This is a genomic window from Umezawaea sp., assembly GCF_057122925.1.
Map to the genome: position 1 here is coordinate 17,886 of NZ_DBNGPQ010000068.1, position 26,070 is coordinate 43,955.

At 71.4% G+C, this 26,070-nt stretch carries 28 protein-coding genes; 23 read left to right on the top strand and 5 right to left on the bottom strand.

The window, feature by feature from the left end; all coding sequences use genetic code 11:
* Positions 1 to 92 precede the first annotated feature (92 nt).
* From AC156L_RS15430 to AC156L_RS15440, 3 genes are all read right to left on the bottom strand, one after another.
* Positions 93 to 989 (bottom strand): HAD family hydrolase, encoded by an 897-nt coding sequence (locus AC156L_RS15430; RefSeq protein WP_330881780.1) that lies wholly within the window; start codon positions 987 to 989, stop codon positions 93 to 95.
* A gap of 48 nt (positions 990 to 1,037) precedes the next feature.
* Positions 1,038 to 2,135, bottom strand: coding sequence for a DUF5667 domain-containing protein (locus AC156L_RS15435; RefSeq protein ID WP_330881778.1), 1,098 nt, complete (start codon positions 2,133 to 2,135; stop codon positions 1,038 to 1,040).
* A gap of 86 nt (positions 2,136 to 2,221) precedes the next feature.
* Positions 2,222 to 2,875, bottom strand: a complete 654-nt coding sequence (locus AC156L_RS15440) for a sigma-70 family RNA polymerase sigma factor (RefSeq protein WP_330881776.1) — start codon at positions 2,873 to 2,875, stop codon at positions 2,222 to 2,224.
* Positions 2,876 to 3,013: 138 nt separating this feature from the next.
* Here AC156L_RS15440 and AC156L_RS15445 point away from each other — a divergent pair, with 138 nt between their 5' ends.
* Entirely contained in the window at positions 3,014 to 4,522 is a 1,509-nt protein-coding gene (locus AC156L_RS15445; RefSeq protein WP_484406954.1) for an AMP-binding protein, read from the top strand.
* 465 nt (positions 4,523 to 4,987) lie between these two features.
* Here the strand turns inward: AC156L_RS15445 and AC156L_RS15450 are convergent, their stop codons facing one another.
* The gene (locus AC156L_RS15450; RefSeq protein WP_330881257.1) at positions 4,988 to 5,227 is read right to left on the bottom strand and encodes a glutaredoxin family protein; all 240 of its coding nucleotides are present in this window, start codon (positions 5,225 to 5,227) and stop codon (positions 4,988 to 4,990) included.
* 116 nt (positions 5,228 to 5,343) lie between these two features.
* Here AC156L_RS15450 and AC156L_RS15455 point away from each other — a divergent pair, with 116 nt between their 5' ends.
* The 18 genes from AC156L_RS15455 (at position 5,344) to AC156L_RS15540 (ending at position 20,655) form a co-directional block, all read left to right on the top strand.
* Positions 5,344 to 6,909, top strand: coding sequence for a molybdopterin-dependent oxidoreductase (locus tag AC156L_RS15455; RefSeq protein ID WP_330881255.1), 1,566 nt, complete (start codon positions 5,344 to 5,346; stop codon positions 6,907 to 6,909).
* A gap of 88 nt (positions 6,910 to 6,997) precedes the next feature.
* The gene (locus tag AC156L_RS15460; RefSeq protein WP_330881253.1) at positions 6,998 to 7,669 is read left to right on the top strand and encodes a fasciclin domain-containing protein; all 672 of its coding nucleotides are present in this window, start codon (positions 6,998 to 7,000) and stop codon (positions 7,667 to 7,669) included.
* A 481-nt stretch (positions 7,670 to 8,150) separates the two neighbouring features.
* The gene (locus AC156L_RS15465; protein ID WP_330881275.1) at positions 8,151 to 8,912 is read left to right on the top strand and encodes a redox-sensing transcriptional repressor Rex; all 762 of its coding nucleotides are present in this window, start codon (positions 8,151 to 8,153) and stop codon (positions 8,910 to 8,912) included.
* 55 nt (positions 8,913 to 8,967) lie between these two features.
* The gene (locus AC156L_RS15470) at positions 8,968 to 10,305 is read left to right on the top strand and encodes a glutamyl-tRNA reductase (protein ID WP_330881251.1); all 1,338 of its coding nucleotides are present in this window, start codon (positions 8,968 to 8,970) and stop codon (positions 10,303 to 10,305) included.
* Entirely contained in the window at positions 10,302 to 11,252 is a 951-nt protein-coding gene (gene hemC, locus AC156L_RS15475; protein ID WP_330881249.1) for a hydroxymethylbilane synthase, read from the top strand. The genes AC156L_RS15470 and hemC overlap by 4 nt, the downstream gene beginning before the upstream one ends.
* Before the next feature lie 15 nt (positions 11,253 to 11,267).
* Positions 11,268 to 12,800, top strand: coding sequence for a bifunctional uroporphyrinogen-III C-methyltransferase/uroporphyrinogen-III synthase (locus AC156L_RS15480; RefSeq protein ID WP_106187000.1), 1,533 nt, complete (start codon positions 11,268 to 11,270; stop codon positions 12,798 to 12,800).
* Between the two features lie 94 nt (positions 12,801 to 12,894).
* Positions 12,895 to 13,872, top strand: coding sequence for a porphobilinogen synthase (hemB, locus tag AC156L_RS15485; RefSeq protein ID WP_330881246.1), 978 nt, complete (start codon positions 12,895 to 12,897; stop codon positions 13,870 to 13,872).
* On the top strand, positions 13,869 to 14,399 hold the full coding sequence (locus tag AC156L_RS15490) for a hypothetical protein (RefSeq protein ID WP_330881244.1): 531 nt from the start codon (positions 13,869 to 13,871) through the stop codon (positions 14,397 to 14,399). The genes hemB and AC156L_RS15490 overlap by 4 nt, the downstream gene beginning before the upstream one ends.
* Positions 14,400 to 14,452: 53 nt before the next feature.
* Positions 14,453 to 15,046, top strand: coding sequence for a hypothetical protein (locus AC156L_RS15495; RefSeq protein WP_330881242.1), 594 nt, complete (start codon positions 14,453 to 14,455; stop codon positions 15,044 to 15,046).
* A 77-nt stretch (positions 15,047 to 15,123) separates the two neighbouring features.
* Complete coding sequence (locus AC156L_RS15500) at positions 15,124 to 15,714, top strand: hypothetical protein (protein WP_330881240.1); 591 nt, start codon at positions 15,124 to 15,126, stop codon at positions 15,712 to 15,714.
* Positions 15,711 to 16,109 carry a hypothetical protein gene (locus AC156L_RS15505; protein ID WP_330881238.1) on the top strand — a complete coding sequence of 133 codons (399 nt, stop codon included), beginning with the start codon at positions 15,711 to 15,713 and terminating at the stop codon, positions 16,107 to 16,109. The genes AC156L_RS15500 and AC156L_RS15505 overlap by 4 nt, the downstream gene beginning before the upstream one ends.
* 20 nt (positions 16,110 to 16,129) lie before the next feature.
* Entirely contained in the window at positions 16,130 to 16,738 is a 609-nt protein-coding gene (locus tag AC156L_RS15510; protein WP_330881236.1) for a hypothetical protein, read from the top strand.
* The gene (locus AC156L_RS15515; RefSeq protein WP_330881234.1) at positions 16,735 to 17,301 is read left to right on the top strand and encodes a hypothetical protein; all 567 of its coding nucleotides are present in this window, start codon (positions 16,735 to 16,737) and stop codon (positions 17,299 to 17,301) included. Before AC156L_RS15510 ends, AC156L_RS15515 begins: the two co-directional genes overlap by 4 nt.
* Entirely contained in the window at positions 17,301 to 17,744 is a 444-nt protein-coding gene (locus AC156L_RS15520) for a hypothetical protein (RefSeq protein ID WP_330881232.1), read from the top strand. The genes AC156L_RS15515 and AC156L_RS15520 overlap by 1 nt, the downstream gene beginning before the upstream one ends.
* Positions 17,745 to 17,790: 46 nt before the next feature.
* A complete protein-coding gene (locus AC156L_RS15525; protein WP_330881230.1) occupies positions 17,791 to 18,132 on the top strand; it encodes a hypothetical protein in 342 nt (113 codons plus the stop codon).
* Between the two features lie 11 nt (positions 18,133 to 18,143).
* Positions 18,144 to 19,460 carry a glutamate-1-semialdehyde 2,1-aminomutase gene (hemL, locus tag AC156L_RS15530; protein WP_330881228.1) on the top strand — a complete coding sequence of 439 codons (1,317 nt, stop codon included), beginning with the start codon at positions 18,144 to 18,146 and terminating at the stop codon, positions 19,458 to 19,460.
* The gene (locus tag AC156L_RS15535; protein ID WP_330881226.1) at positions 19,457 to 20,086 is read left to right on the top strand and encodes a histidine phosphatase family protein; all 630 of its coding nucleotides are present in this window, start codon (positions 19,457 to 19,459) and stop codon (positions 20,084 to 20,086) included. Before hemL ends, AC156L_RS15535 begins: the two co-directional genes overlap by 4 nt.
* The gene (locus tag AC156L_RS15540) at positions 20,083 to 20,655 is read left to right on the top strand and encodes a TlpA disulfide reductase family protein (RefSeq protein WP_330881224.1); all 573 of its coding nucleotides are present in this window, start codon (positions 20,083 to 20,085) and stop codon (positions 20,653 to 20,655) included. The genes AC156L_RS15535 and AC156L_RS15540 overlap by 4 nt, the downstream gene beginning before the upstream one ends.
* A 30-nt stretch (positions 20,656 to 20,685) precedes the next feature.
* Here AC156L_RS15540 and AC156L_RS15545 read toward each other — a convergent pair whose 3' ends face one another.
* Positions 20,686 to 21,675, bottom strand: coding sequence for a M64 family metallopeptidase (locus AC156L_RS15545; protein ID WP_330881222.1), 990 nt, complete (start codon positions 21,673 to 21,675; stop codon positions 20,686 to 20,688).
* A gap of 168 nt (positions 21,676 to 21,843) precedes the next feature.
* On the opposite strand from AC156L_RS15545, the gene AC156L_RS15550 reads away from it, so the two are divergent.
* The 4 genes from AC156L_RS15550 to AC156L_RS15565 all read left to right on the top strand — a co-directional run.
* Positions 21,844 to 22,623, top strand: a complete 780-nt coding sequence (locus tag AC156L_RS15550; protein ID WP_330881220.1) for a cytochrome c biogenesis CcdA family protein — start codon at positions 21,844 to 21,846, stop codon at positions 22,621 to 22,623.
* Positions 22,624 to 24,174, top strand: coding sequence for a cytochrome c biogenesis protein ResB (gene resB / locus AC156L_RS15555; RefSeq protein WP_330881218.1), 1,551 nt, complete (start codon positions 22,624 to 22,626; stop codon positions 24,172 to 24,174). It abuts the gene before it with no gap.
* Positions 24,174 to 25,136, top strand: a complete 963-nt coding sequence (gene ccsB, locus AC156L_RS15560) for a c-type cytochrome biogenesis protein CcsB (RefSeq protein WP_330881216.1) — start codon at positions 24,174 to 24,176, stop codon at positions 25,134 to 25,136. Before resB ends, ccsB begins: the two co-directional genes overlap by 1 nt.
* 199 nt (positions 25,137 to 25,335) lie before the next feature.
* Positions 25,336 to 26,070, top strand: a 735-nt coding sequence (locus tag AC156L_RS15565; RefSeq protein ID WP_484406957.1) for a ParA family protein, incomplete at its 3' end; no start/stop codon positions are given.

Sequence of the window (26,070 nt, forward strand, 5' to 3'; positions counted from 1 at the left end):
GTCACGTCGGCCATCCCCTCTGGGACTCGTGGATGCCGGCTCTCACCCCTGGGACCTGCGGATACCGGACCCACCGCCAACCCCGGCACACCTCAGGCGTGCCGCCGCCGATAAGCCATCCCAGCAGCCACGGCCCCGGCCAGTACCCCAGCCCCCAACACGGAAGGCACCCCGATCTTCGCCGCCTTCCGCCCGGTCCGGAAGTCCCGAACCTCCCACCCGCGCCGCCGAGCCGTCTCCCGCAACCCGGAATCCGGATTGACGGCCACGGCGTTCCCCACCACGGACAGCATCGGCACGTCATTGGCGGAATCGGAATAGGCGGTGCACCGCCGGAGGTTCAACCCCTCCTTCGCGGCCAACGCCCGAACGGCCTGGGCCTTCGCCTTCCCGTGCAGCAGGTCCCCGACCAGTCGACCCGTGTAAATGGAATCGGTGGACTCGGCGACCGTTCCCAGTGCTCCGGTCAACCCCAGCCGCCGAGCGATGATCTGGGCCAGTTCGACGGGCGTGGCGGTGACCAGCCACACCCTCTGCCCGGCGTCCAGGTGCTTCTGCGCCAGCGCCTGGGTACCGGTCCAGATCCGGTCCACCATCAGCTCGTCGTAGATCTCCTCGCCGAGCGAGATCAGCTCCGCCACCGACCGCCCGGCCACGAACGACAGCGCCTGCTCCCGCATCGCCTTGACGCTCTGCGGGTCCTCACGCCCCCCGACCCGGAACTTCAACTGCTGCCACACGAACCCGGCGAGGGCCGAGGTGTTGAAGTAGTCCCGAGCGGCCAGTCCCCGCGCGAAGTGGAACATCGACGCACCCATCATCATGGTGTTGTCGACGTCGAAGAACGCGGCGGCGGTCAGGTCGGTGGCCCGTTCGGCCGGGTCGTCCATGGGCAGCGCCGCGGCGAGAGCAGCCTCGGCGGAGGCCTCTCCGGCCAGCGCGGCCGCCCGTTCGCGATCGGCCGAGCTCTCTACACGCCTCCATGACACAGCCAGCGCCTCCTGGTCAACCTGCGAGCTCTGGCATCAGGGTAGCGATCAGGAACCGAACGCAATGCCGGGTAGCCCGGGGAGTGGCAAAGGCAACGGAACGGTGATCGTCGGCAAACCGAGCGACGGCACCGTCGGGAGCACCGACGTGATCGGCGGCAGCAGCGGCGGAGGCGACGTCGGGGTGGTCGGGTCCGGTGCGGGAACCCCGGAGGCGGGCGGTGACGCGGGCGGCACCGGAGCCTGGGGGACGGTGGGCACGGGCGGGTTGACCAGCACCGACGGTTCGGGCGACGACGGTGAACCCGGAACGGGGGCGCCGGTCGAGCACGGCGAGTCGGCGGGCAGCGGCCCGATGTCGTCCACGGTCCCGGACGTCACCGGGGAGCACCCGGTGCGCCCCCGCAGGTCCGCCGTCCGCTGCGCGATGCGGGCCAGGAGGGTCAGCGATGCAGCCGATCGGGTCACGGCCGCTTCGGGAAGCCGCGTCCGCAGGTCGGTCAAGCGGGCGTACTGGGTCCTCGCCCACTCGTCCAGCGTCCCCAGCACCCGCTCGTCGGAGTTCGTCCCGACCGCGGACAGCTCGCGCGCCCCGGCGGCGGTGTCGGCGTCGAAGTCCGTCAACGCCGTCAGGTAGGCCCCGAGCGGGCCGTCGTCGCCGTGCTCGTCGGTCAGCGTCTCCAGTTCGGCGAGTCGCGCGGTGGCGAACTCCAGCCGCTTGAGGGCCTTCGACTCGTCCCCGAAGGTGAACCCCAGGGACGCGGACTCCGCGGTCCGCTTCATGCCGTACAGGGCGTCTCCGGGCAGCGCGTCACGACTCAGCAGCAGGCTCATCCCGGCCAGCGACAGCACCAGGCAGAGCGCCGCCGCCGCGGCGACGGCTAAGCGCCCCCGCGCGCTGGACCGCCGGGGTTTGAGGATCGTGACGGCCGACGTGGGCCGTTCGGCTTCGAGGATCCGCTGCCGCATCCGCTCGCGCGCCGCCGCGTCCGGACCGCTGGTCGAGGCCGCCTTCCGGAGCGCGTCGACCACGGCCAGCTCGGCCGCCAGTTCGGGATCGACGCTCTGCGGACGCGACTCGACGGCACGAGCGAAGCGCTCGTGCTGCCTGCGACGCCCAAGCGGCGTGATACCTCTGCCCACCATCCCGCACCATCTCGACTTCAAGACCTGACCCGAACAACGAAAGGACGTGCGCGGGGGTTACGCGAACGGGATCTTTGCGATGGCGATCACCGCAACCAGGCGGGCAGCAACGTGGCCAACCGCCGCACGGCGCGGTGCTGCAACGCCTTGATCGCGCCTTCGTTGCGCCCCATCCTGGCGGCCGTCTCGGCCACCGACAACCCCTGGATGAACCTCAGCGTGATGCACTCCCGCTGGTCGTCGCCGAGCTGGCCGACGCAGCGCAGCAGCTCCGCGTTGGTCGCGTCGGTGAGGACCTCCTGCTCCGGACCGCTCGCGACCTCGCGGTTGTCCGCGAGCTCGGCGGTGGTGACCTCCAGCCGGTACCGGCTCGACTTCACGTGGTCGTAGACGATGTTCCTGGCGATCGTGACGAACCACGCACCCACGTCGCGACCCTGGTAGCTGACCGACCCGATGCTCCGCAGCGCCCGCAGGAACGTCTCGCTGGTCACGTCCTCCGCCAGGTTGCGGTCGCCGACGCGGAACAGCACGTACCGGTAGACGACGTCCACGTACCGGTCGTAGAGCACACCGAACGCGGCCGTGTCGCCCTCCTGGGCGGCACGGACCAGGTCCCACGGCGTCTGCGCCGTGTCGATGTCCGTCTCCTCGGCCGTGGTCGACTGCCCTCCTGCGCTCCGCCCCGAGCGGAACGTCCGGATGGATCGGACGTTGTTCGCGCGTCCCCTGGAGATCATCGGGTAGCGGCTCCTCCACAGGTTCGCCGTGGCGCGAGCATACGGGTTGTTACTCCTTAGTAGGTAGCGAAGGGCCGTCACGGTTGTGCGACGCGCAAGCCATGCCTACATGACTCGGGCCACGCGTGACAGACTGCGATGAGCGTGAAGGTTGTTCATCAGGAGGTCACCTTGACCGAGTCTGCCCGGAACGTCGCCGACCTGGTCAGCGCTTCAGCGCTGCGCGGGCCGCACCACGCCGCGTTGATCGACGTGGCGAGCGGTGCGCAGTACACCTGGGGCCAGGTGGACACGGCGGTGAACGCGCAGGCCCGAGCGCTGGTCGACGCGGGTGTCGCGCCCGGTGACCGGGTCGTGGTGCGCCTCCCCACGGGGCCGGAGTTCTGCGTCGCGGTGTTCGGCGTGCTGCGGGCGGGCGGCGTCGTCGTCCCCGCCGGGCCCGGACAGCCGCTGCGGGAACTCGAACGCCTGATCTCCGACAGCGGCGCCCGACTCCTGCTCGGTGACGGAGGCGGCGCCGACCTCCCGGTGATGGGACCGCCCGCGCTCGTGGTCGAGGACGAGCTGGAGTTCGCCCCCGTCGGCGGCGGCGAGGACCTCGCCGTGCTCGGCTACACCTCGGGCACGTCCGGCGTGCCGCGCGGCGCGATGCTGACCCACCGCGCGCTGCTCGCGAACGTCGGCCAGTGCGCCGCGCTGCGGCCCGCTCCGGTGACCGCCGGGGACCGGGTGCTGCTGGCGCTGCCGCTGTTCCACGTCTACGGGCTGGGGCCGGGCCTCTTCCAGGTGGCCGGGGCGGGCGCCACGGCCGTGCTCCTGGAGCGGTTCGACGCCGGGACGGCGCTGGAGACCGTGCGCGAGCACCGCATCACGACCGTCGTGGGCGTGCCGCCCATGTACCAGGCCGTCCTCGCGCAGCCCGCCGAGCGGCTCGGCGAGAGCCTCTCCACCGTCCGGCTGTTCACCTCCGGCGCGGCGCCGCTGCCGAAGGGCGTCCTGGACGCGATGCGCGACGCCGTGGGGCTGCCGATCTACGAGGGGTACGGCCTCACCGAGACCGGGCCCGTGCTGACGTCCACCCTGGTGGGTGGTTCGCCGAAGCCGGGTTCGGTGGGCAGGCCGCTGCCGGGGGTCGAGCTGCGCCTGGTGGACACCGACGGCCGGGTGCTGGACCAGGACGAGGACGAGCCGGGGACCGGGCTGGTGTCGGTCCGGGGGGCCAACCTGTTCAGCGGGTACTGGCCGGACGGCGCGCACGGGCCGGACGCCGAGGGCTGGTTCCGGACCGGGGACGTCGGGTACCTGGACGCCGAGGGCGACCTGCACCTGGTGGACCGGGCAGGCGACCTGATCATCGTCAACGGGTTCAACGTGTACCCGCACGAGGTCGAGCGCGTGCTGGGCGAGCTGGAGCAGGTGGCCGAGGCCGCCGCCGTCGGGGTGCCGGACGAGCGGACCGGGGAGTCGGTGAAGGCCGTGCTGGTGCTGCGCGAAGGGGCGGAGTTGAGCGCGGAGGCCGTGGTCGAGCACTGCGCCGCCCGGTTGGCGAAGTTCAAGGTGCCGACCGTGGTGGAGTTCGCGGTGGAGCTGCCGCACTCGGCCACCGGGAAGTTGGCTCGGGCTCGGTTGAGGATGCCGCTCGCTTGAGGCTGGTTCCGGTGGGTGGGGTGGTTGCCGGTCTCGTCGGGGTGGCTGCTGGTTCCGTTGGATCGGGTAGCTGCCGGTCCTGCCGGATCGGGTAGCTGTTGGTCCCAGCGATCTGGTGGCTGCCGGTCCCAGCGGATCCGGTGCCTGCCGGTCCCAGCGGATCTGGTGGCTGCCGGTCCCAGCGGTGGTGGCCGATTTGACTCGGGGACCCCTCGATTTGACCCTGTGATCGGGCTCAAGGGCAGGTGGTGTCAACCTGCCCGATCTACCAGGGTAAGGGTCAAATCCCCCGAGTAAAATCGGCCACGTTCAGGGCGCTGGCCTGCGGTTTCGCGGTGCTCGCCCCCGGTCGCCTCGGTGCCCGTTCGCCCCGGCGTCCGGTTGCCCCGGTGCCTGGCCGCCTCGGTGCCCGGTCGCTCTGGTGGCCGGTGGCCCTGGTGGTGCTCGGTTGGGCCTGGTGCCCTGTCAGTCTGCTAGCGCTGCGCGTAGGCGTGGTTCTTCCACTGTCCAGTAGCCGTGTTCTTCGCCGTCCACGAGGATCACCGGTACTCGGTCGCCGTACTCGGCTCGCAGTTCGCGGTCCGCGTCCACGTCCTCGGTCGACCAGGGCACGCCTAGTTCGTCGCAGATGCGTTCCACGTCGGCCTTCGCCTGTTCGCACGCGTGGCAGTCGGTGCGGGTCATCAGAGTCACGTGGTGGGTCACCCGGTCATCGTGCCGGATCGGCTCCCGCCGCACCGAGCGCTCCGGCTGATTACCGTCTGCTTACGGTCGTCCGCGTTGGCGGCGAACCGGTCTGGTGCGGGAGTCGAATGTGCAGCATGGAGCCTTCCGCACAGCCACCCCCGAAGCCGCCTCGCCTCGCCGCGCCGGTCGCGGCTCTGATCGGGGTGCTGTCGGTCGCCGTCGCGCTCGCCGCCGGTCACCTCGTCGCCGGGTTCGTGGGGCCGTCGGCGTCGCCGTTCCTCGCCGTGGGCAACACGGCGATCGACCTGACGCCCGCACCGCTCAAGGACTTCGCGGTCCGCACGTTCGGCACGTACGACAAGCTCGTGCTGCTCGGCGGCATGGCCGCGGTGCTGCTCGGCGCCGCCGTGCTGGCCGGGCTGCTGTCGCGGCGCGGTCCGCTGCCCGGTTCGGTGCTCGCCGGAGCGCTCGGGTTGCTCGGGGTGGCCGCCGTGCTGGCTCGGCCGGACTCCGGGCAGCTCAGCGTCCTCGCGCCGATCGCCAGCCTGGTGGCGGGCATCGCGGTGTTCCGCTGGCTGCACCGGACCGCGTTCGCGCTGCGCGACGAGCAGCGGAGCGGGTCGGCCGACGGGCGGCGCACGCTGCTGATCGCGCTCGGCGCCACGGCCGCGGGGGCCGGTGTGGCCGGGTTGGTCGGGCAGTTCCTCGGCAACCGGATCGACGTCGAGGGGTCGCGGGCCGCTGTCGGGTCGATCAAGCCGACCACGCCCGCGCCGGAGATCCCGGCGGGTGCCGACTTCGCCTCGCAGGGCACGCCCTCGTTCATCACGCCGAACGCCGACTTCTACCGGGTGGACACGGCGCTGAGCGTGCCGCGGCTGCGTGCCGAGGACTGGTCGCTGCGGGTCCACGGCATGGTCGAGCGGGAGCTGACGCTGAGCTACGACGACCTGCGGTCGCGCGACCTGGTCGAGCGGACGATCACGATGACCTGCGTGTCCAACGAGGTCGGGGGGCCGTACGTGTCGACGGCGAACTTCACCGGCGTGCTGCTGCGGGACGTGCTGGAGGAGGCGGGCGTGAAGCCCGGTGCCGACCAGCTGTTCGGCACCAGCTCGGACGGGTGGACCGCCGGGACGCCGGTCGACGTCGTGATGGAGGCCGAGCGGGGTGCGCTGCTGGCGCTCGGCATGAACGGCGAGCCGCTGCCGGTCGAGCACGGGTTCCCGGTGCGGATGGTCGTGCCCGGCCTGTACGGGTACATCTCGGCGACCAAGTGGCTCGTCGACCTGGAGCTGACGACGTTCGACGCGAAGCGTTCGTACTGGATCGACCGCGGCTGGGGCAGGCTCGGGCCGATCAAGCCCATGTCGCGGATCGACTCGCCGAAGGGCCTGAGCAGGCTGACCGGTGGTGGCCGGACGACCGTGTCCGGCGTGGCGTGGGCCCAGCCCACGGGCGTCGCGAAGGTCGAGGTGCGCGTCGACGGCGGCCCGTGGCAGGACGCGACGCTGTCCGCCGACGTCAACGACAGCTCGTGGCGGATGTGGAAGGTGGAGCTCGACCTGCCCGCGGGGGGTCACACGGTCGAGTGCCGTGCCACCGACAAATCGGGATTCGTGCAGCCCCAGGCGCGCCTGGCGCCCATCCCCGACGGGGCCACCGGCTGGCATTCAGCCTTCTTCACGGTAGAAAAATAAACTCAATCGGGTGAAAGCCGAACCGGATCGCCCCCCGCTTCGAATGTCCGGTGACTAGCGAAGCAGAAATCAACAAGGAGTGATCCGCGTGAGGAAGACCCAGCTCGCCGTCGTTGGCGCCATTGCCGCCGCCACCCTGTCGATCGCGGCCTGCGGCAGCAGCGACACCGCCTCCACCGGTAGCTCGTCGACCGCCGGTGCGGCCACGACCACCACGACCGCCGCGACCAGCTCGTCCGCCATGGCGGGCGCGTCCGACGGCGTCACCCAGACCACGGACGTGTTCGGCGCGGGCTGTGCGTCCGTCCCGCAGGACCCGGCCAACAAGGGCTCGCTCCAGGGCATGGTGAGCGACCCGGTCGCCACCGCCGCCAGCAACAACCCGCTGCTCACGAAGCTCGTGGCCGCCGTGGGGGCCGCGAACCTCGGCGACACCCTGAACTCGCAGGCGGCGATCACCGTCTTCGCGCCGTACGACCCCGCGTTCGCCGAGCTGGGCGACGCCAAGTTCGCCGAGCTGGCCGCCGACCCGGCGACCCTGGGCAAGATCCTCCAGTACCACGTCGTCGGCAAGCGCTACGACGCCAAGGGCCTGGAGGCCGCCAAGACGGTCGACTCCCTCACCGGTCAGAAGCTGACGATCGCCGGTACCGGCGACACGATGACCGTCAACGGCGCGCCGGTGCTGTGCGGCAACATCCCCACCAAGAACGCCACCGTCTTCGTCATCGGCAAGGTGCTCACCCCGCCCGCCGCGTGATTCCAGAGCTCTTTCCCGACGTGGTGCCGTGACGCGGAACAAAGCGCCTCACGGCACCACGTCGATGTTTTCCGCCCGGTCCCGAATAGTTTTCGGACCGGGCGGTTCTCGTTGTGCGGAATCGTTCCCCCTGTGCATCGCAGGGTGGCGTTCCCACCCGAAAGCGGGGAATTCATCCGACCATCGGTCGACCTCCGTGGAACTGAATCGGTAGAGGCCCTCCCACCCCCGCCGACAGGGCGACGAGTGTCACCCGATCCGTGGTCCGACCAGCAGGTGACGGCCTGTGACCAGCGGCGAGCCGCCGTCACGCGAAGATCGCCGACTTTGTGCACGCCTTCACAAGCGGTACGGTGGTGGTGTCACACCGTCAGATGCCGAAGCGGTTTCACCGCTCGATGCCGACGGGTCCGTGCGTCGACTTTCGTGTGTTGTGAGGAGTTCCAGCGTGGTGGCTCAGCGGGGCGAGGGTGACGAGGTCGTGACCACCACCCCGGCCAACGCCGTCGTTCCGGAGCAGGACGAGGTCGTCGTCCGCGAGCGGGCTCGCGCCATCCCCGAGGCCGCCGTCGCCCGCCTCGCGGTGTACCTGAGGGTGCTGTCCGGCATGGTCGACCAGGGCGTGACGACGATCTCCAGCGAGGAGCTGTCCGCGGCCGCCGGGGTCAACTCGGCGAAGCTCCGCAAGGACCTCTCCTACGTCGGCTCGTACGGCACGCGCGGCGTCGGCTACGACGTCGAGGTGCTCGTCAGCCACATAGAGCGCATCCTCGGCCTGACCCGCAAGCACAGCGTCGCGGTGGTCGGGATCGGTAATCTTGGTCACGCCCTCGCCAACTACGGCGGCTTCCAGAGCCGCGGCTTCCCGGTCGCCGCGCTCTTCGACGTCGACGAGGACCTGACCGGTGTCCCCGTGGGTGGCATACCCGTCAACCACATCGACGACATCACGACGGTCTGCGTCGAGCGCGAGGTGTCGATAGGCGTCATCGCGACACCGCCGCAGGCGGCACAGGCGGTCTGCGACCGTTTGGTATCCGCAGGCGTGCAGTGCATCCTGAACTTCGCACCCGTCGTGCTCCAGGTCCCGGACGACGTCGAGGTGCGCAAGGTCGACCTGGCCGTCGAGATGCAGATCCTGTCGTTCCACGTGGCGCGACGGGCTGACGAGGCCTCGGCCGAGCAGGCGGCGAACGACTTGATCAACGGAGTGGGCGTGGACAGGGTGGTGATTCGCCCGTGAGTGCGCGAATCGGCTCGACCGTGAGCCGAACGGCTCGCGGAGACGTGGTGACGGCATGAGTGTGCTCGTCGTCGGTCTCTCGCACCGCACCGCCCCCGTCCCCGTGCTCGAACGGGTCACCGTTTCCGAGCCGGACCAGGGCAAAGTCCTCGCCGAGCTGCTGCGCAGCCCGAGCGTCTCCGAGGCGATGCTGCTCTCGACCTGCAACCGGGTCGAGGTCTACGCCGTCGTCGAGACGTTCCACGGCGGGATGAACGACGTGGTGAACGTGCTGGCCGCCCAGGCCGGTGCCGAGCCCGTCGAGCTGTTCGAGCACCTCTACGTGCACTACGCCGCCGCCGCGGTCGAGCACGTCTTCCGCGTCGCGGGCGGCCTGGACTCCATGGTCGTCGGCGAGGCCCAGATCCTCGGCCAGCTGCGCTCGTCCTACACGAGGGCCGACACCGAGGGCACGGTCGGCCGCGCGCTGCACGAGCTGGCGCAGAACGCGCTGCGCGTCGGCAAGCGCGTGCACACCGAGACCGGCATCGACCACGCGGGCGCCTCCGTCGTCTCCGAGGCCCTCTCCGACGCCGAGACCGAGCTGGGCGGCCTCGCGGGCCGCCGCGCCCTGGTCGTCGGCGCGGGCTCGATGGGCGGTCTCGCCACCGCCCACCTGCGCCGCGCGGGCATCGGCGAGGTCGTCATCGCCAACCGCACGGCCGCCAACGGCGCCCGGCTGGCCCAGTCGCTGATCGCCGAGGGCGTGCCCGCCAGCTCCGTCGACCTCGTGGAGCTGCGCTCCGAGCTGGCCGACGCGGACGTGGTGTTCGCCTGCACCGGCTCGATGGACACCGTCGTCGGCGTCGAGCTGCTGGCCGCGGCCCTGCTCGACCGCGACCCCGGCCGCCCCCTCGTCGTCTGCGACCTCGGCCTGCCCAAGGACGTCGACCCCGCCGCCGCCGACCTGGCGGGCGTGACCGTGGTCGACCTGGAGACCCTCCAGCGCAGGCTGACCGACGCTCCCACCGGGCAGGACGCCGCGCGCGCCACCGAGATCATCGGCGACGAGGTCCGCGGCTACCTCGCGGGCCAGCGCTCCGCCGCGGTGACCCCGACCGTCACGGCGCTGCGCAAGCGCGCCGCCGAGGTGGTCGACGCCGAACTGCTGCGCCTGGACACCCGCCTGCCCGAGCTGGACGCCGCCGTGCGAGGCGAACTCGCCAAGACCGTCCGTCGAGTCGTGGACAAGCTCCTGCACACCCCCACCGTGCGGGTGAAGGAGCTGGCCTCGGCCCCCGGCGGAGCCGGGTACGCCGAAGCCCTGCGCGAACTGTTCGGGCTCGACCCGCAGGTCCCCAACGCCGTCAGCCAGCCACACACAACGCAGCACGACAAGGGTGAGAAGCGGTGAACCGCATCCTCAGGATCGGCACCCGCGGGAGTGCTCTGGCACTCGCGCAGACGGGCCACGTCGCCGAAGTTCTCGAAAAGGCGGGCGCCAGGGTCGAGATCGTCGTGGTCTCCACGCCGGGCGACCGCTCCTCCGCGCCCATCGCGGAGATCGGCGTCGGTGTCTTCACCTCCGCGCTGCGCGACGCGCTGGCCGCGGGCGAGATCGACGTCGCCGTGCACTCGTACAAGGACCTGCCCACCGCTCCGGACCCCCGTCTGGCGCTCGCCGCCGTGCCGCCCCGCGAAGACCCGCGGGACGCGCTCGTCGCCCGTGACGGCCTCACCCTCGGGGAGCTGCCCGTCGGGTCGACCGTCGGCACCGGCTCGCCGCGGCGGGCCGCCCAGCTCGAAGCGCTCGGCCTGGGACTCACCATCGTCCCGCTGCGCGGCAACGTCGACACCCGCATCCGCAAGGTCGCCGACGGAGAGCTCGACGCCGTCGTGCTGGCCCGTGCGGGGATCGCGCGCCTCGGCCGCTCCGCCGAGATCACCGAGACCTTGGAGCCGATCCAGATGCTCCCCGCGCCCGCCCAGGGCGCTCTAGCAGTGGAATGCCGGGTCGACGACGTCGACACCGAGCACCTTCTTCAGTCCACTTTGGACGACTCGTCCAGTAGGGCCGCGGTAACCGCGGAGCGCGCCATGTTGGCCGCGCTCGAAGCTGGTTGCAGCGCGCCGGTCGGCGCACTGGCCGATGTGGTGGAAGACCTCGTGGAAGACGCAGCGGACGGGTCGACGCGCGTCGTCCTCCGCCTGTCCTTGCGCGGGGTCGCGGCGACTTCGGAGAACGACATGCTCCGAGCGTCCGCCACCGGTGACTTGACCGCAGCAGAGGAACTCGGCCGCGCGCTGGCCGCCGAGTTGCTCGACCTCGGGGCCGCGGTGCTCAGCGGCCCGGAGGCGTAGATGGGGAGTGCCCTGATGACCCGCGCACGCAAGACCCCCGGCCGAGTCGCATTCGTGGGCTCCGGCCCCGGCGACACCGGGCTGCTCACCGTCCGGGCCCACGACCTGCTCGCGAGGGCTGAACTCGTGGTCGCGGACCCCGACGTGCCAAGCGACATCGTCGCGCTGGTACCAGAGGGCGTCGAGGTCAGGCCCGCCGTGGGCGAGCCCGCGGACGTGGCCAAGGACCTGGTCGCCGAGGCGAAGAACGGCCACACCGTCGTCCGGCTCGTCGCGGGCGACCCGCTCACGCTCGACTCCGTGGTGAAGGAGGCGCAGGCCGTCTCCCGCACCAGCATCGCGTTCGACGTGGTGCCCGGCGTTCCCGCGGGCACCGCGGTGCCCGCCTACGCGGGTGTCGCGCTCGGCGCCGTGCACACCGAGGTCGACGTCCGCGGCACGGTCGACTGGGCGGGCCTCGCGGCCGCGCCCGGCACGCTCGTGCTGCACGCCAGCGGCAGCCACCTCGCCGAGGCCGCCTCGTCGCTGGTGGAACACGGCGTCGCACCGCAGACCCCGGTCGCGGTGACCGTCGACGGCACCGGCTTCGGCCAACGCACCATCGACACCACGCTCGCCTCGCTGGCCTCGGACGCGGGTGACCTCTCCGGTCCGCTCGTCGTCACGGTCGGCGCGGCCGTCGCGGGTCGCGCCCGGCTCTCCTGGTGGGAGTCGCGCGCGCTGTACGGCTGGCGCGTGCTGGTGCCCCGCACCAAGGAGCAGGCGGGCGCGATGAGCGACCGGCTGCACTCGCACGGCGCCATCCCGGTGGAGGTCCCGACCATCTCGGTCGAGCCGCCCCGCAGCCCCGCGCAGATGGAGCGGTCCGTCAAGGGCCTGGTCGACGGCCGCTACCAGTGGGTCGTCTTCACCTCGACCAACGCCGTCCGCGCGGTGTGGGAGAAGTTCCGCGAGTTCGGCCTGGACGCCCGCGCGTTCTCCGGCGTGAAGATCGCCTGCGTCGGCGAGAGCACGGCCGCGAAGGTCCGCTCGTTCGGGATCATCCCCGAACTGGTGCCGTCCGGTGAGCAGTCCAGCGAAGGCCTGCTGAACGACTTCCCGCCCTACGACGACATCCTGGACCCGGTCGACCGGGTGCTGCTGCCGCGCGCCGACATCGCCACCGAGACCCTCGCCGCCGGTCTGCGCGACCGCGGCTGGGAGATCGACGACGTCACCGCGTACCGCACGGTCCGGGCGGCCCCGCCGCCCGCCGACACCCGCGAGATGATCAAGTCCGGCGGGTTCGACGCGGTGTGCTTCACCTCGTCGTCCACGGTCCGGAACCTGGTCGGCATCGCGGGCAAGCCGCACGCGCGGACCCTGGTGGCCTGCATCGGCCCGCAGACCGCCGAGACGGCTCGCGAGTTCGGCCTCCGGGTCGACGTGCAGCCGGAGGAGGCGAACGTCCCGGCGCTCGTCGACGCGCTGGCCCAGCACGCCGCGCGCCTGCGCGCCGAGGGCGCGTTGCCGCCGCCGCGCAAGACCAAGCGCCTGCGCCGTTCCTGAGCCAGACCGATGTACCGCTGAGGCCATGCTCGGGACCACCGTCCTGGGCATGGCCTCGTTGGTTTCCGAACCCCACTCCAGGGAGTGCACGCCAGTGTTCCCAGCACACCGTCCCCGCCGCCTGCGGACCACGGCCGCGATGCGGCGGCTGGTCAGCGAGACCACCGTCCGGCCGAGGCAGCTCGTGCTGCCGATGTTCGTCAAGGAGGGCGCGACCCAGCCGGTCGCGATCTCCAGCATGCCGGGCGTGTTCCAGCACACCCGTGAATCGCTCGTCAAGGCCGCCGTGGAGGCCGTGCAGGCCGGCGTCGGCGGGCTGATGGTCTTCGGCGTGCCCGCCGAGCGGGACGCGGTCGGCTCCGGCTCGACCGACCCGAACGGCATCCTCAACGCGGCCCTGGCCGACCTGCGCTCGGAGCTGGGCGACAGCACCGTGCTCATGTCGGACTGCTGCCTCGACGAGTTCACCGACCACGGCCACTGCGGCGTGCTCGCGCCCGACGGCTCGGTCGACAACGACGCCACGCTGGAGGTGTACGGCGAGATGGCCGTCGCCCAGGCGCGGGCGGGCGCCCACCTGGTCGGGCCGAGCGGGATGATGGACGGCCAGATCGGCTTCATCCGCGCCGCGCTGGACGAGGCCGGGTTCACCGACACCGGCATCCTCGCCTACTCCGTGAAGTACGCGTCCGCGCTGTACGGGCCGTTCCGCGAGGCAGTGGACTCGCAGCTCAAGGGCGACCGCAAGACCTACCAGCAGGACCCCGGCAACGGCCGGGAGGCGCTGCGCGAGGTCTCGCTCGACCTCGCCGAGGGCGCGGACATGGTCATGGTGAAGCCCGCCGGGCTCTACCTGGACGTGGTGCGCTCGGTGAAGGAGATCGCGGACGTGCCGGTCGCGGCGTACCAGATCTCCGGCGAGTACGCGATGGTCGAGGCCGCCGCCGCGAACGGCTGGATCGAGCGCGAGCGCACGGTCCTGGAGACGCTGACCTCGATCCGCCGCGCGGGCGCCGACGTCGTGCTCACCTACTGGGCCACCGAGGCCGCTGCCTGGCTGGACCGGGAATGACGACCCGTCCCGCCAAGGCGGAGCACCCCCAGCCGCCCAAGCTCGTCGACCTCGCGCGCTGGCTGTGGATCGGCAGCGCCGTCCTGGGCTCCGTCGCGTTCCTGCTGGAGCTGACCAGCAGCGACCTGTTGCTCGACGAGCTGCGCAAGGCCCAGCCGGACCTCGGCCAGAGCGAGCTCGACGGCGCGATGTCCGCCGCGGTCATGTTCAGCCTCCTGGCGTGCGGGGTGCTGGTGCTCATCCACGCGACGATCGCCAACCGGATGGCCCGAGGCCGCAACTGGGCCCGGATCCTGATCACCGTGTTCGGCGCGGGCGGGATCATCATCGGCCTGATGAGGCTCCTGGTCGTCGTGTCGGGCCTCGCGTCGGCCTTCGAGCAGACCGTCAGCCCCGTCAACCTCGCCTTCAGCTTGGTCACGATGGCGATGGACGCCGCGGTTCTGGTCCTGGTGTTCCAGCCTTCCGTCGCAGGTCACTTCCGCAGCGCTCCGGTGGGTCAGCAGACCACCACCCCCAGTAGCTAACGGATTGTGATTTCACCTGAAAAACACATGCGCAGGTCCTTACCGTGCGCGTCATGACCAACCCGAACGATCCTTACGCACAGCAAGGCGGCTACCCGCAGGGCCAGCAGCCCGGCGGGTACCCCCAGCAGGGCCAGCCCGGTTTCCCCCCGCCCCCGCCCCTGGGCCACAGCGACACCGCCGCGGCCGTGAAGCCGAAGGCCGTCGACACCGCCTACCTCTGCTGGCTGGTGGCGGCAGGTACGTCCATCCTGTCGAGCATCCTCAGCTTCTTCACCGCCAAGGCCCTCGCTGAGAAGCTGGCGAGGGACATCCTCGGGACGAACGACCTGGGCCCCGAGTTCCAGACGGCGCTGGAGCAGTCGTCCCCCGGCTACGGCAGCATCATCTTCTCGCTGCTCATCGCCGCGCTGTGGGTCGTCGTGGTGATGCAGATGCGCAAGGGCGCCAACTGGGCCCGCATCCTGCTGACCGTGCTCGGTGGTCTGAGCCTGCTCCTGGGCATCTTCAGCATCTGGGTGTACTTCGGCCTCGGCTTCCTCGGCCTGCTCCAGGGCGTCCTCGCGCTGGTCAGCTACGCGGCCATCGCGGCAGGCATCGTGTTCATGTTCAAGCCCGAGTCGAACCAGTACTTCAAGGCCAGCTAGGTGATCCGGACCCCGGGGTCGCCGTCGACGCCTGTCGCGGTGGACAGCGACCCCGGTCGGTTCTAGCGTTTCGGTGTGTGACGACTCCACAGGATCCGGGGGACCGGGAGCAGCCTGCGCCGTTCCCCTCCGCACCGCCGCCACCGCCCGAGCAGCAGCAGGCAACTCCGCACCAGGGCGAGGTCGCGCCGAACGTGTTCTCGGCACCGCCGCTCAGCGCGGCCGACCTGGGGCGCGGCACGCCGGTCGGCGAGGCGCCCAAGGAGCTGCGGATCGCGTACTTCCTGTGGCTCGGGGTGGCCTTCCTCCTGCTCGTCGCCGCGGTCTTCACGTTCACGTCGTACGACGCGGCCCTCGACGCGGCGCGCCAGGCGAACTCCGGCCTCACCGACGAGCAGCTGAAGACCGGCGTCTCGTTCTTCATCGGCGCGTTCGTGGTCATCGACCTGGTGTTCGCGGGCCTGTTCGTGCTGTTCGCGGTGAAGCTGAAGGCGGGCAGGAGCTGGGCCCGGCTGTGGTTGATGATCCTCGGCGCGGTGGTCTTCTTCGTGCAGGTGCTCGGCCTGAGCCTCCTGAGCGTCATCACCGGCCTGCTGATCATCGGTGGCTTCGTGCTGATGAACCTCCGCCCGTCGTCCGACTTCATCAACGCCCAGCGATCACCGTGACGACCGGGACCGCACCCCCGCTCGCGGTGCGCGCCGCGGTGGGGGTGTGGCTGGCGCTGTCGGTGTTCGGCCTGTTCAACGTGGCCTTCCTGTGGCTGAACCGCGACAAGGTGCGCGAGGCGCTGCCGCCCGAGTTGACGGTCGGGGGCACGCTGGGGCCGCTCACCGTCGCCGCCGTGGTCTTCGCCGCCGCCTACGGCCTGTTCGCGTGGCTGCTCCGCCGGGGCGTCCGCCGGGCCCGCCTCGGGCTCTCGGTGACCGCGTTCGTGCACCTGGTGTGGGTGGTGCTGCCGGGCGCGAGCCTGGCCAGCCTGATCTCGGTCGTGCTGCTCGGCGTCGGATTGGTGCTCACCTGGCGTCCCGCTGCCGCACACTGGTTGCGAGAGCAGGAGTAGGGAACAGCGGGGGGACCTCCATGGCCGAGCACGAACCGTTCGCGTCGCCGTACCACCAGGTGCGGCTCCCGGGGCAGGAGCAGGAGCAGCCGCCGGGGTGGGTGTCGCCGGTGGTCGGGCCGATGCCGTCGTCGTCGTGGGAGACCGCCGAGCGGACCCGCCCCGCGACCCTGACCGCGTCCTTCTGGTGCTGGCTCGCGGCGACCGTTCTGGTCGTCCTCGGCCTTCCCGGCGTGTTCGCCCTCCAGCACGAGGAGTTCGCCCAGGTCCTCATGGAGGACAACTCGGCGTCCGGCACACCGCTGGACGAGGCGACCGCCCGGTTCGCCGCGCTCGCCACCTCGGGCGTGTTCGCCGTCGGGTTCGCGATCCTGGCCGTCCCGTACGTGGTCGGCTTCATCAACCTGCGTGCGGGCAAGGGGTGGGCGCGGGTCCTGCTGGCCGTCCTCGGCGGGCTGGGCTTGCTGTTCGGCCTCATCGCCCTGGCGGCGTTCACCGGTGGCGTCGAGGACATGAGCCCCCGGTACGGCTACCTGTGGGTCGCCGTGTTCCTGATCACCACGACCGTCGCGGTGGTGCTGATGTTCCTGCCCTCGGCCAACGACCACGTGCGGGGGACCCGTCGATGACCCAACCACCACCAGACCCGTACGGCTCCTCGCCGTACCAGCCGGTGAACTACCCGGCCGCGGGGCAGCAGCCGCCGGTGCACCAGCCCTTCCCGCAGCGGCCGTTCCCCGGCGCCATGCGGGGTGTCGACCAGAACACGAGCCAGACCTACGTGCGGCCCGCCGTGGTGACGATCGGGTTCGTCCTGTGGCTGCTGACCGCGCTGTCGTGGCCGCTGGGGACGCTGCTGCGGGAACTCGTCGCGGGCTCGCCCATCGGCGGGTTCGGCGTCGTGATGGGCCTGTTCTTCCTGCTGTGCCTCGGCATCGCCGGGGTGGTGGGCGCGATCATGTTCCTGCGCGGCAGCTACCACGCGCGGCTGGCGCTGTGCGGGGTGGCGCTGATCGTCGAGGTGATGGCGGTGATCGGCGTCGCGTCGCTGTCCGACGGGGGCGGGTACAGCGGTGCGGCCGAGGTGGTCGCCTGGCTGGTCGCGCTGGCCAGGCTGGTGCTGCCGCCGGTCGCCGTCGTGGTGAGCCTGCTGCCGGGGACGCGCCAGTACTTCGCCGCTAACCTCGGCTAGTGGACGACGACACCGGCCCGGTCCTCTACGCCGAGGAGGGCGCCTCGTGGTGGCCCCTGCTGTGGGGGCCGGTGTTCGCGGTCGTCGGCGTCGGCGTCGAGCTGCTCACCGGCCCGGTCAGCGTGCTGTTCTGGTCGCTGGTCGCGTTCGGCCTGCTGATACCCACCGCGCTGTGGGTGCAGGGCAGGCAGCGGCTCTACTCGGTCCGCCTCACCCCGGCCGCCCTGCGCGAGGGCCGCGAGGTCCTGCGGATGTCCGACGTCGCCGCCGTCGACGGGGTCGAGCCCCGCTCGGGCGCGACCGTCCTCGGCACCGGGTGGAACGTCCCCAAGGGCACCACCGCCGTCCCCATCCGGCTGGCCGACGGCACCGTGGTCCTCGGCTGGGCCCGCGACCCCGACGCCCTCCGGGACGCGCTGCACCGGCTTCTCACGCGCGCCTGAGCGGCGTTCACGACGTCCCGCACCCGCGCGTGCCAGACTCGTCGCCGTGACCGCAGCAGCCGCAACCGCCCCCGCTCCCGCGCCGGAGCTGCACCAGCCCAAGCGCGCGCTGATCGCCGTGGTCGAGGTGGTGCTCGTCGTGCTCCTGGCGTTCGCCGCGCACTGGTGCTGGCAGCGCGGGATCCAGCGGTTCTCCTACCCGGTGGAGGGGCGTCCGCCGCTCGTGTCGACGCGGTACCACGGCAACTGGATCGGCGGCTCGATCGCGCTGGCCACCGTCGCCGGGATCCTGGTGCTGGACGCGATCCGGCAGACCCTCCTCGCGGTCCGCACGCGGGACCGCAGGCCTCCGGAGGACGTGGCGCAGACCACTGACGAGCTCGTGTGAGACTGGAACCCGTGACGACGAGGAACACGGCAACGGACACCACCCGGTCGCAGGAGCTGTTCGCGCGAGCGGCGACCGTCACGCCCGGCGGGGTCAACTCCCCGGTGCGGGCCTTCCACTCGGTCGGCGGCACCCCGAGGTTCATGGTCCGGGGTGAGGGGCCGCACCTGTGGGACGCGGACGGCAACCGCTACGTCGACCTGGTGTCCTCGTGGGGCCCGATGATCCTGGGCCACGCGCACCCCGCCGTGGTCGAGGCGGTCCGGTCGGCCGCCGTGCACGGGCTCTCGTTCGGCACCCCCACGGAGGGGGAGGTCGACCTCGCCCAGGAGATCATCGACCGCGTCGAGCCGGTCGGGCAGGTGCGCCTGGTCAACTCCGGCACCGAGGCCACGATGAGCGCGATCCGGCTGGCGCGCGGGTTCACCGAGCGCCGCAAGGTCGTCAAGTTCGCGGGCTGCTACCACGGTCACGTCGACGCGCTGCTCGCCCAGGCGGGCTCCGGTGTCGCGACCCTCGGCCTGCCGACGTCGCCCGGTGTCACCGGCGCGCAGGCCGCGGACACGATCGTCCTGCCCTACAACGACGTCGAGGCCGTGCGGGCCGCGTTCGCGGAGAACCCCGGCGAGATCGCCTGCGTGATCACCGAGGCCGCCGCGGGCAACATGGGCGCCGTCGCCCCGCTCCCCGGCTTCAACGCCGCGCTGCGCGAGCTGTGCCACGCCGACGGCGCGCTGCTGGTGGTGGACGAGGTCATGACGGGCTTCCGCGTCTCCCGCTCGGGCTGGTACGGCGTCGAGGGCGTCGCGGGCGACCTCTACACGTTCGGCAAGGTCATGTCCGGCGGGCTGCCCGCCGCCGCGTTCGGCGGGCGCGCCGACGTGATGGCGAGGCTGGCCCCGCAGGGCCCCGTCTACCAGGCGGGCACGCTGTCCGGGAACCCCGTCGCCGTCGCGGCGGGCCTGGCGACGCTGCGGGCGGCCGACGAGGCCGTGTACCGCGCGCTGGACGCCAACGCCTCCCGCCTCGGCGCGCTGTTCACCTCCGCGCTGACCGAGGCCGGGGTGGCGCACCGCGTGCAGTTCGCGGGCAACCTGGTGAGCGTCTTCTTCACCTCCGACGAGGTCGTCGACTACGCGGGCGCGCAGGCCGCCGAGACGTGGCGCTTCCCCCCGTTCTTCCACGCCCTGCTCGAACGCGGCGTCTACGCGCCGCCGAGCGCCTTCGAGGCGTGGTTCGTCAACGCCGCGATGGGCGACGACGAGTTCTCGATCATCGCCGACGCGCTGCCCCACGCGGCGGCCGCTGCCAAGGAGGCCAAGAAGTGACTCGTACCGTGGTGCACTTCCTCCGGCACGGCGAGGTGCACAACCCGGACGGGATCCTCTACGGGCGGCTGCCCGGCTTCCGCCTGTCCGACACGGGCCAGCGGCAGGCGCTGACCGTCGCCGAGCACCTCGCGGACCACGACATCGTGCACGTCGTCGCGTCCCCGCTGACGAGGGCGCAGCAGACCGCCGCGCCGATCGCGGACTCGCACCGGCTGGAGCTGGCGACCGACGAGCGGCTGATCGAGGCGGACAACAGGTTCCAGGGCCTGCGGGTGTCGGTGGGCGACGGCGCGCTGCGCAGCCCGTCGCACTGGCCGAAGCTGGTCGACCCGTTCACGCCGTCGTGGGGCGAGCCGTACCTGAAGATCGCGCACCGCATGCTCGGCGCGGCTCAGCGGGCCCGTGCGGTGGCCGCAGGGCACGAGGCGGTGTGCGTGTCCCACCAGCTGCCGATCTGGACGCTGCGGCGGTTCCTGGAGGGCAAGCGCATGTGGCACGACCCGCGCAAGCGCGAGTGCTCGCTGGCGTCGCTGACGAGCCTGGTCTTCGAGGGCGAGCAGCTCGTCCGCGTGTCCTACACCGAGCCCGTCGGCGCGACGAACCCGAGGGTGACCGGGGCGTGAGGGCGGTCGCGCTGCTGGCCTCCGCGCTGGTGCTCGCGGGGTGCTCGACGGGGAAGGACGCGGTCGTCGCGGGGGGCGAGTTCCAGTTCGTCGCCCCCGACGGCCAGGTGCGGATCCGCTACGAGGGCGACGAGCGCAAGGTCGTGAAGGGCCTGTCCGGTCCGAGCCTGCTGCGGGACGGCGAGACGATCAGGATCGAGGACTTCGCGGGCAAGGTCGTCGTGGTCAACATCTGGGGCTCGTGGTGCCCGCCGTGCCGCACGGAGGCGTCCGAACTCCAGAAGGTGCAGGACGAGACCGGCCCGTCCGGCGTCCAGGTGCTCGGCATCGACGTCAAGGAGCACTCGCCCGAGCCCGCGCGGGACTTCGCGAACGTCCGGGAGCTGACGTACCCGTCGATCTACGACGAGTCGGGGCGCACGCTGCTCGCGTTCAAGGGCTACCCGCCCAACGCGGTGCCGTCGACCATCGTCCTGGACAAGCAGCACCGCGTCGCCGCGATCTTCCTGGAGGGCGTCCTCGCCTCCGACCTGACGCCGGTGGTGCGGGAACTGCTCGCCGAGGCGTGAGCGTCCGGCCGGACGCCCACGCCGGGGGAGCTACGGGGTGCCCCGCAGCTCAGGGATCTTGGCCTTGAACGCCTCGACCATCGCGTCGCGGCCGATGACGCTGTACTGGCGGCCCAGCGTGCGCATGATCGAGTTCTGGGTCGGCCGGTAGAGGCCGGTGCCGTAGTACCTCGCGCCCTCGAACACGCCGACCACACCGCCGTCGGGCGTCGGCTGGCCGAGGTAGCGCGCCCACTTGGAGCCGTCGGCCAGCTTGGAGGCGTTGATCTCGACGGGTTCGGCGCCGGTGTAGGTGCCGGGGGAGTAGTACTCGTCGGCCAGGTTGCCGATCGAGTGGCCCAGCTCGTGCACCACGATCTGGCCCGCCTGGGCGTTGCCGCCCGCCGCGGTCGCGACGCCGCCGCCCGCGCCGCCGTACTTGGTGGTGTTGCCCAGCGCGATGACCTGGTCGGCCCCCGGCGCGAGCGCGGCGTACTTGTTCGCCTCCTGCTCGTTCACGCAGAGCAGGCGCTCGGTGCTCGGGGTCGTGCCCTTGCACCAGAAGCCCATGTCCAGCGCGGTGCGCTTCTCGTCGGTGCCCGCGGGGTTGTCGTCCACGCCCGAGTCGATCGACACGGCGTTGACCTGCCACACGTTGAAGTACTGCCGGTACGAGGCGAACGGCTCGACCGCCGCCAGCTCGGCCCACTTGCTCAGCACGTGGTCGTGGAACTCGGGCAGCTCGTCCGCCGTGTACCCGTCGCCGACGAACACCAGGTCGAACCGGGCGTCCGACGAACCGGTCTGCTGCACGGTCTCGACGGTCGCGGCGACCCGCAGGTTCGCCTTCGTCCTCATCGACCTGGGGTCGGCGGCCACCACCTTGCTGATGGTGCCGTCGGGGGAGAAGACCTCGCGGACGACCTGCGAGGTGACCGGGGCGGGCGCCGCCTCCGCGGGCACCGCGCCGTGGGGCAGCGGAGCGGCGACCACCACGAAGCCCATCGTGAGCGCGGGCAAGATCAGCCGAGTTGAGCGCATGGAGGAACGTTAAGTACGCCGGTTGTCACCCACAAGAGTAATTTCGCAACTATTTCCCATTTGTAATTACTGTTCGTAATGCCAACTAGTGGTCAACGGATGTGACCTGGGACTCCGCTAACGGGTTCCGGTTCCGCGTCGGTTCGGAGCACTACCTACTCTGGAGCCGTGAACCCCTGGACGGAGCTGGCCACCTCGGGTCCGCTGCTGCTGGCCACCGGTGTCGCACTCCTCGCAGGCGCGATCTCGTTCGCGTCCCCGTGCGTGGTGCCGCTCGTCCCCGGCTACCTCGCCTACCTCGCGGGACTGGTCGGCGCCGAGGCCCCGGCCGTGCAGGACGGCGAGTCGCCGAAGGCGGGCCGCTGGCGGGTCACCGGCGCCGCGCTGCTGTTCGTCCTCGGTTTCACGGTCGTGTTCTCGCTGACGTCGTTCGCCGTGCTCGGCCTCGTGGACGCGCTGTGGCTCAACGAGGACCTGCTCCAGCGCATCGGCGGTGTCATCACCATCGCGATGGGTCTGGTCTTCATCGGCCTCGTCCCCGTGCTCCAGCGCGACGTCCGGCTGCACAAGCGCCCGCGCGCCGGGCTGATCGGCGCCCCGCTGCTCGGCGGCGTCTTCGCGCTCGGCTGGACCCCGTGCCTCGGCCCGACGCTCGCAGGCGTGCTCGCGCTCGCCCGCGGCACGGAGGTCGGCTCGTCCACGGCCCGCGGCGCGGTCCTCGTGCTCGCCTACTGCCTCGGCCTCGGCCTGCCGTTCGTGCTGATCGCCATCGGCGCCCGCTGGGCCGTCCGCGTCACCGGCTGGCTGCGCACCCACGTGCGCGGCGTGCAGGTCTTCGGCGGGGTGCTGCTGATCATGGTCGGCCTCGCGCTCGTCACGGGCCTGTGGGGCGACTTCGTCGGCTGGCTGCGCGTCACCGTCGTCAACGACCTAGAGCTGCCGCTGTAGATGAAGAACGCACTGGCCTTCCTGCGCAACACGTGGCGCGGCCTCACGGCCATGCGCACGGCGCTGACGCTGCTCTTCCTGCTCGCGCTGGGTGCGATGCCCGGCGCGCTGCTGCCGCAGCGGTCGCTGAACTCCCTCGCGGTGGACGAGTTCATCGCCGAGAACGGCTGGTGGGGCCGACTGCTCGACCGCGGCCAGTTCTACGCCGTGTACGGCAGCTTCTGGTTCTCCGCGATCTACGTGCTGCTGTTCGTGTCGCTGGTCGGCTGCCTGCTGCCGCGCCTCTGGGAGTACTTCAGCCAGATGCGCGCCAAGCCGGTGCTCACGCCCCGCAACCTGGCCCGGATGCCGCACCACGCCGAAGCGCACAGCGGTCGCGGCGTCGACGAGGTCGTCGCCGCGGCCCGCACCCGGCTCAAGGGCTGGCGCACGGTCGAGCGCGAGGAGGCCGACGGCGTCCGCACGATCAGCGCCGAGCGCGGCTACCTGCGCGAGACCGGCAACCTCGTCTTCCACTTCGCGCTGCTCGGCCTGCTGGTGGCGTTCGCGCTGGGCAAGATGTTCGGCTACGAGGGCCAGGTCATCGTCCAGGCGACCGGCAAGCAGTACTGCAACTCCGGCGTCTTCAACTTCGACTCGTTCCGCCCCGGCCTGCGGGTCGACGGCACCCAGCTCACCCCGTTCTGCGTGCGGGTCAACGACTTCCACGCCACCTACCTGGACAACGGGCAGGCGGAGAGCTTCCGCGCCAACATCGACTACCAGTCCGGCGAGGACCTCGACACCGGCGCCTGGAAGCCGTACCCGCTGGAGGTCAACCACCCGCTGCGCACCGCGGGCGACCGGCTCTACCTGCTGGGCCACGGCTACACGCCCAAGTTCACCGTCACGTTCCCGAACGGCGAGGTCCGCTCCGCCGAGGTGCAGTGGAAGCCGGTCGACCCGATCACGCTGCTGTCCGAGGGCGCGACGAAGTTCGACCCGCCGCTGATCACCGATTCCGAGGAGCGGCGGAAGAACCAGCTCGCCATCACCGGTCTGCTGGCGCCCAGCGCCGTGTTCGACGGCACGCTGATGAGCTCCGACTTCCCCGAGGCGCGCAAGCCCGCGGTGGCGGTCGACGTGTTCCGCGGCGACCTCGGCACCGACTCCGGCCGCGGCCAGTCGATCTTCTCGATCGACCGGTCCATGGTCGACAATGGCAGGCTGACCAAGGTCGCCCGGCAGAACCTCGAAGTGGGCCAGGAGATCACGCTCGACGACGGCACGGTGATCCGCTTCGACGGCGTCACCGACTGGGTGTCGCTCCAGGTGTCCCACGACCCGGCCCAGGTCTACGTGCTCGTGTTCTCGATGCTGATGGTGGCAGGCCTCGGCGTCTCGCTCGCGATCCGCCGCCGCCGCGTGTGGGTGCGGGTGTCCCCTCGGGACGACGGGCGTACGTTCATCGAGGTCGGTGGTCTCGCGCGCACCGACCAGGCAGGCTACGGCGGGGAGTTCACCGGGTTGTCCCGAGACCTCCTCTCTGCCGGTCAGGACAAGGAGAGCTGATGCCGGTCAACGAGACGATGGCGACCTACGGCGACTGGCTGTACAACAGCGCGGTCGGCGTGTACCTCCTCGCCACGTTCCTCTACGTCTACGAGTACGCCTTCGGCAAGGCCAGGGCGAAGGCGAAGGAGCGCGACCTCGTCGTCGCGGGCGGCGCGGGCGGGACCTGGAAGCCCGGCCTGGTCGTGCCGACGAAGCCAGAGCGGTCCCGCGCCGAGCGGTTCGGCCGCGCGGCCGTGGCGCTGACGCTGCTGGGCGCCCTGTTCCACGCGGCCTCGCTGGTGCTGCGCGGGATCGCGACCGGCCGCGCCCCCTGGGGCAACATGTACGAGTACGGCGCGCTGCTGACGCTGGCCGCCGTGATCACGTTCGTCGTGCTGATGCGGTCGTTCCCGGTCCGCAGGCTCGGCGGGTTCGTGCTCGTGCCGGTCGTGATCCTCATGTTCCTCGGCGGCACGGCCCTCTACGCGCCCGCCGCGCCCGTGCAGCCCGCGCTCCAGTCGTACTGGCTCGTCATCCACGTCTCGGTCATCTCGATCTCCACCGGCATGCTGCTGGTGCCGGGCGTCGCGAGCCTGCTGTACCTGGCGAAGGCGACCAACGACCGCAAGCCGGAGAAGTTCGCGAAGCTCGCGGGCAGGCTCCCGTCGGCCGACACGCTCGACCGGCTCGCCTACCGCAGCACCGTGCTGGCGTTCCCGCTGTTCACGATCGGCATCATGTTCGGCGCGATCTGGGCCGAGGCCGCGTGGGGCCGCTTCTGGGGCTGGGACCCCAAGGAGACCGTGGCGTTCGTGTCGTGGGTCGTCTACGCGGCCTACCTGCACGCCCGCGCGACCGCGGGGTGGCGCGGGGCGAACGCCGCGTGGATCAACACGCTCGGCTTCCTGCTGACCGTGTTCAACCTCTTCTTCATCAACTTGGTGACGAGCGGGTTGCATTCCTATGCGGGCGTCGGCTGACCTCCGACATCACCCCAGGTGGGATGCCCACCCCCGTTAGTGGAACCTGTTGTCGCCGACTACCGTCCCAGGTGGGGGTCGGGGAGGTCTCGATCCGCTTGCTCAGGGGAGGACCCCAGCGGTGACTGGTCGCTACGAGGAGCCTGAGCCGCGGCACAACGTGTCATGGCAGCCGCAGCCCACGGGCGCGGAGGGCCACATGAACCAAACCAACCCGGCTCAGTCGGGCGCACACCAGGTCGACGCGGCCCAGCAGGCCGGTGGTGGCCAGTCCGGCCAGCACACCGTCAGCGGCGGCCCGTCGGGCCCGTACCAGGTGGGTGGCGGCTCGTCCGGCGCCCACCAGGTCGGTGGCGGTCCGTCGGGCCAGCACAGCGTCGGTGGCGGCCCGTCGGGCCAGCACAGCGTCGGCGGTGGGCCCTCCGGTCAGCACAGCGTCGGCGGCGGCCCGTCCGGTCAGCACCCGGTCCAGGGCGGCCAGTCCGGCAGGTACCCCGTCAGCGGCGGTCCCTCGGGCCCCTACCAGGTCGGCGGAGGCCCGTCCGGCCAGCACTACGTGGACCCGTCCCAGCAGCAGTACCAGGGCCAGGGCGCGTTCCCGAACAACTTCCCCCAGTCGCTGCCGCACCAGCAGGGCCATCACCACCAGCACCAGCAGCAGCCGATGACCGCGCACGACATGTCGTCGCAGCGGCTCATCCGGCAGGAGAAGCGCCCACCGCAGACCGGCTGGCGCAAGACCGTGCACACGATGACCGGTGGCCTGCTCAACCTGGGCGAGAGCCCGGCCGACATCCGGCGCCGCGAGCTGATCACGCGGATCAACCAGCCGCTGCGCGGGTGCTACAAGATCGCGATGCTCAGCCTCAAGGGCGGTGTCGGCAAGACCACGACCACCGCCTCGCTCGGCTCGACGTTCTCGTCGCTGCGCGGC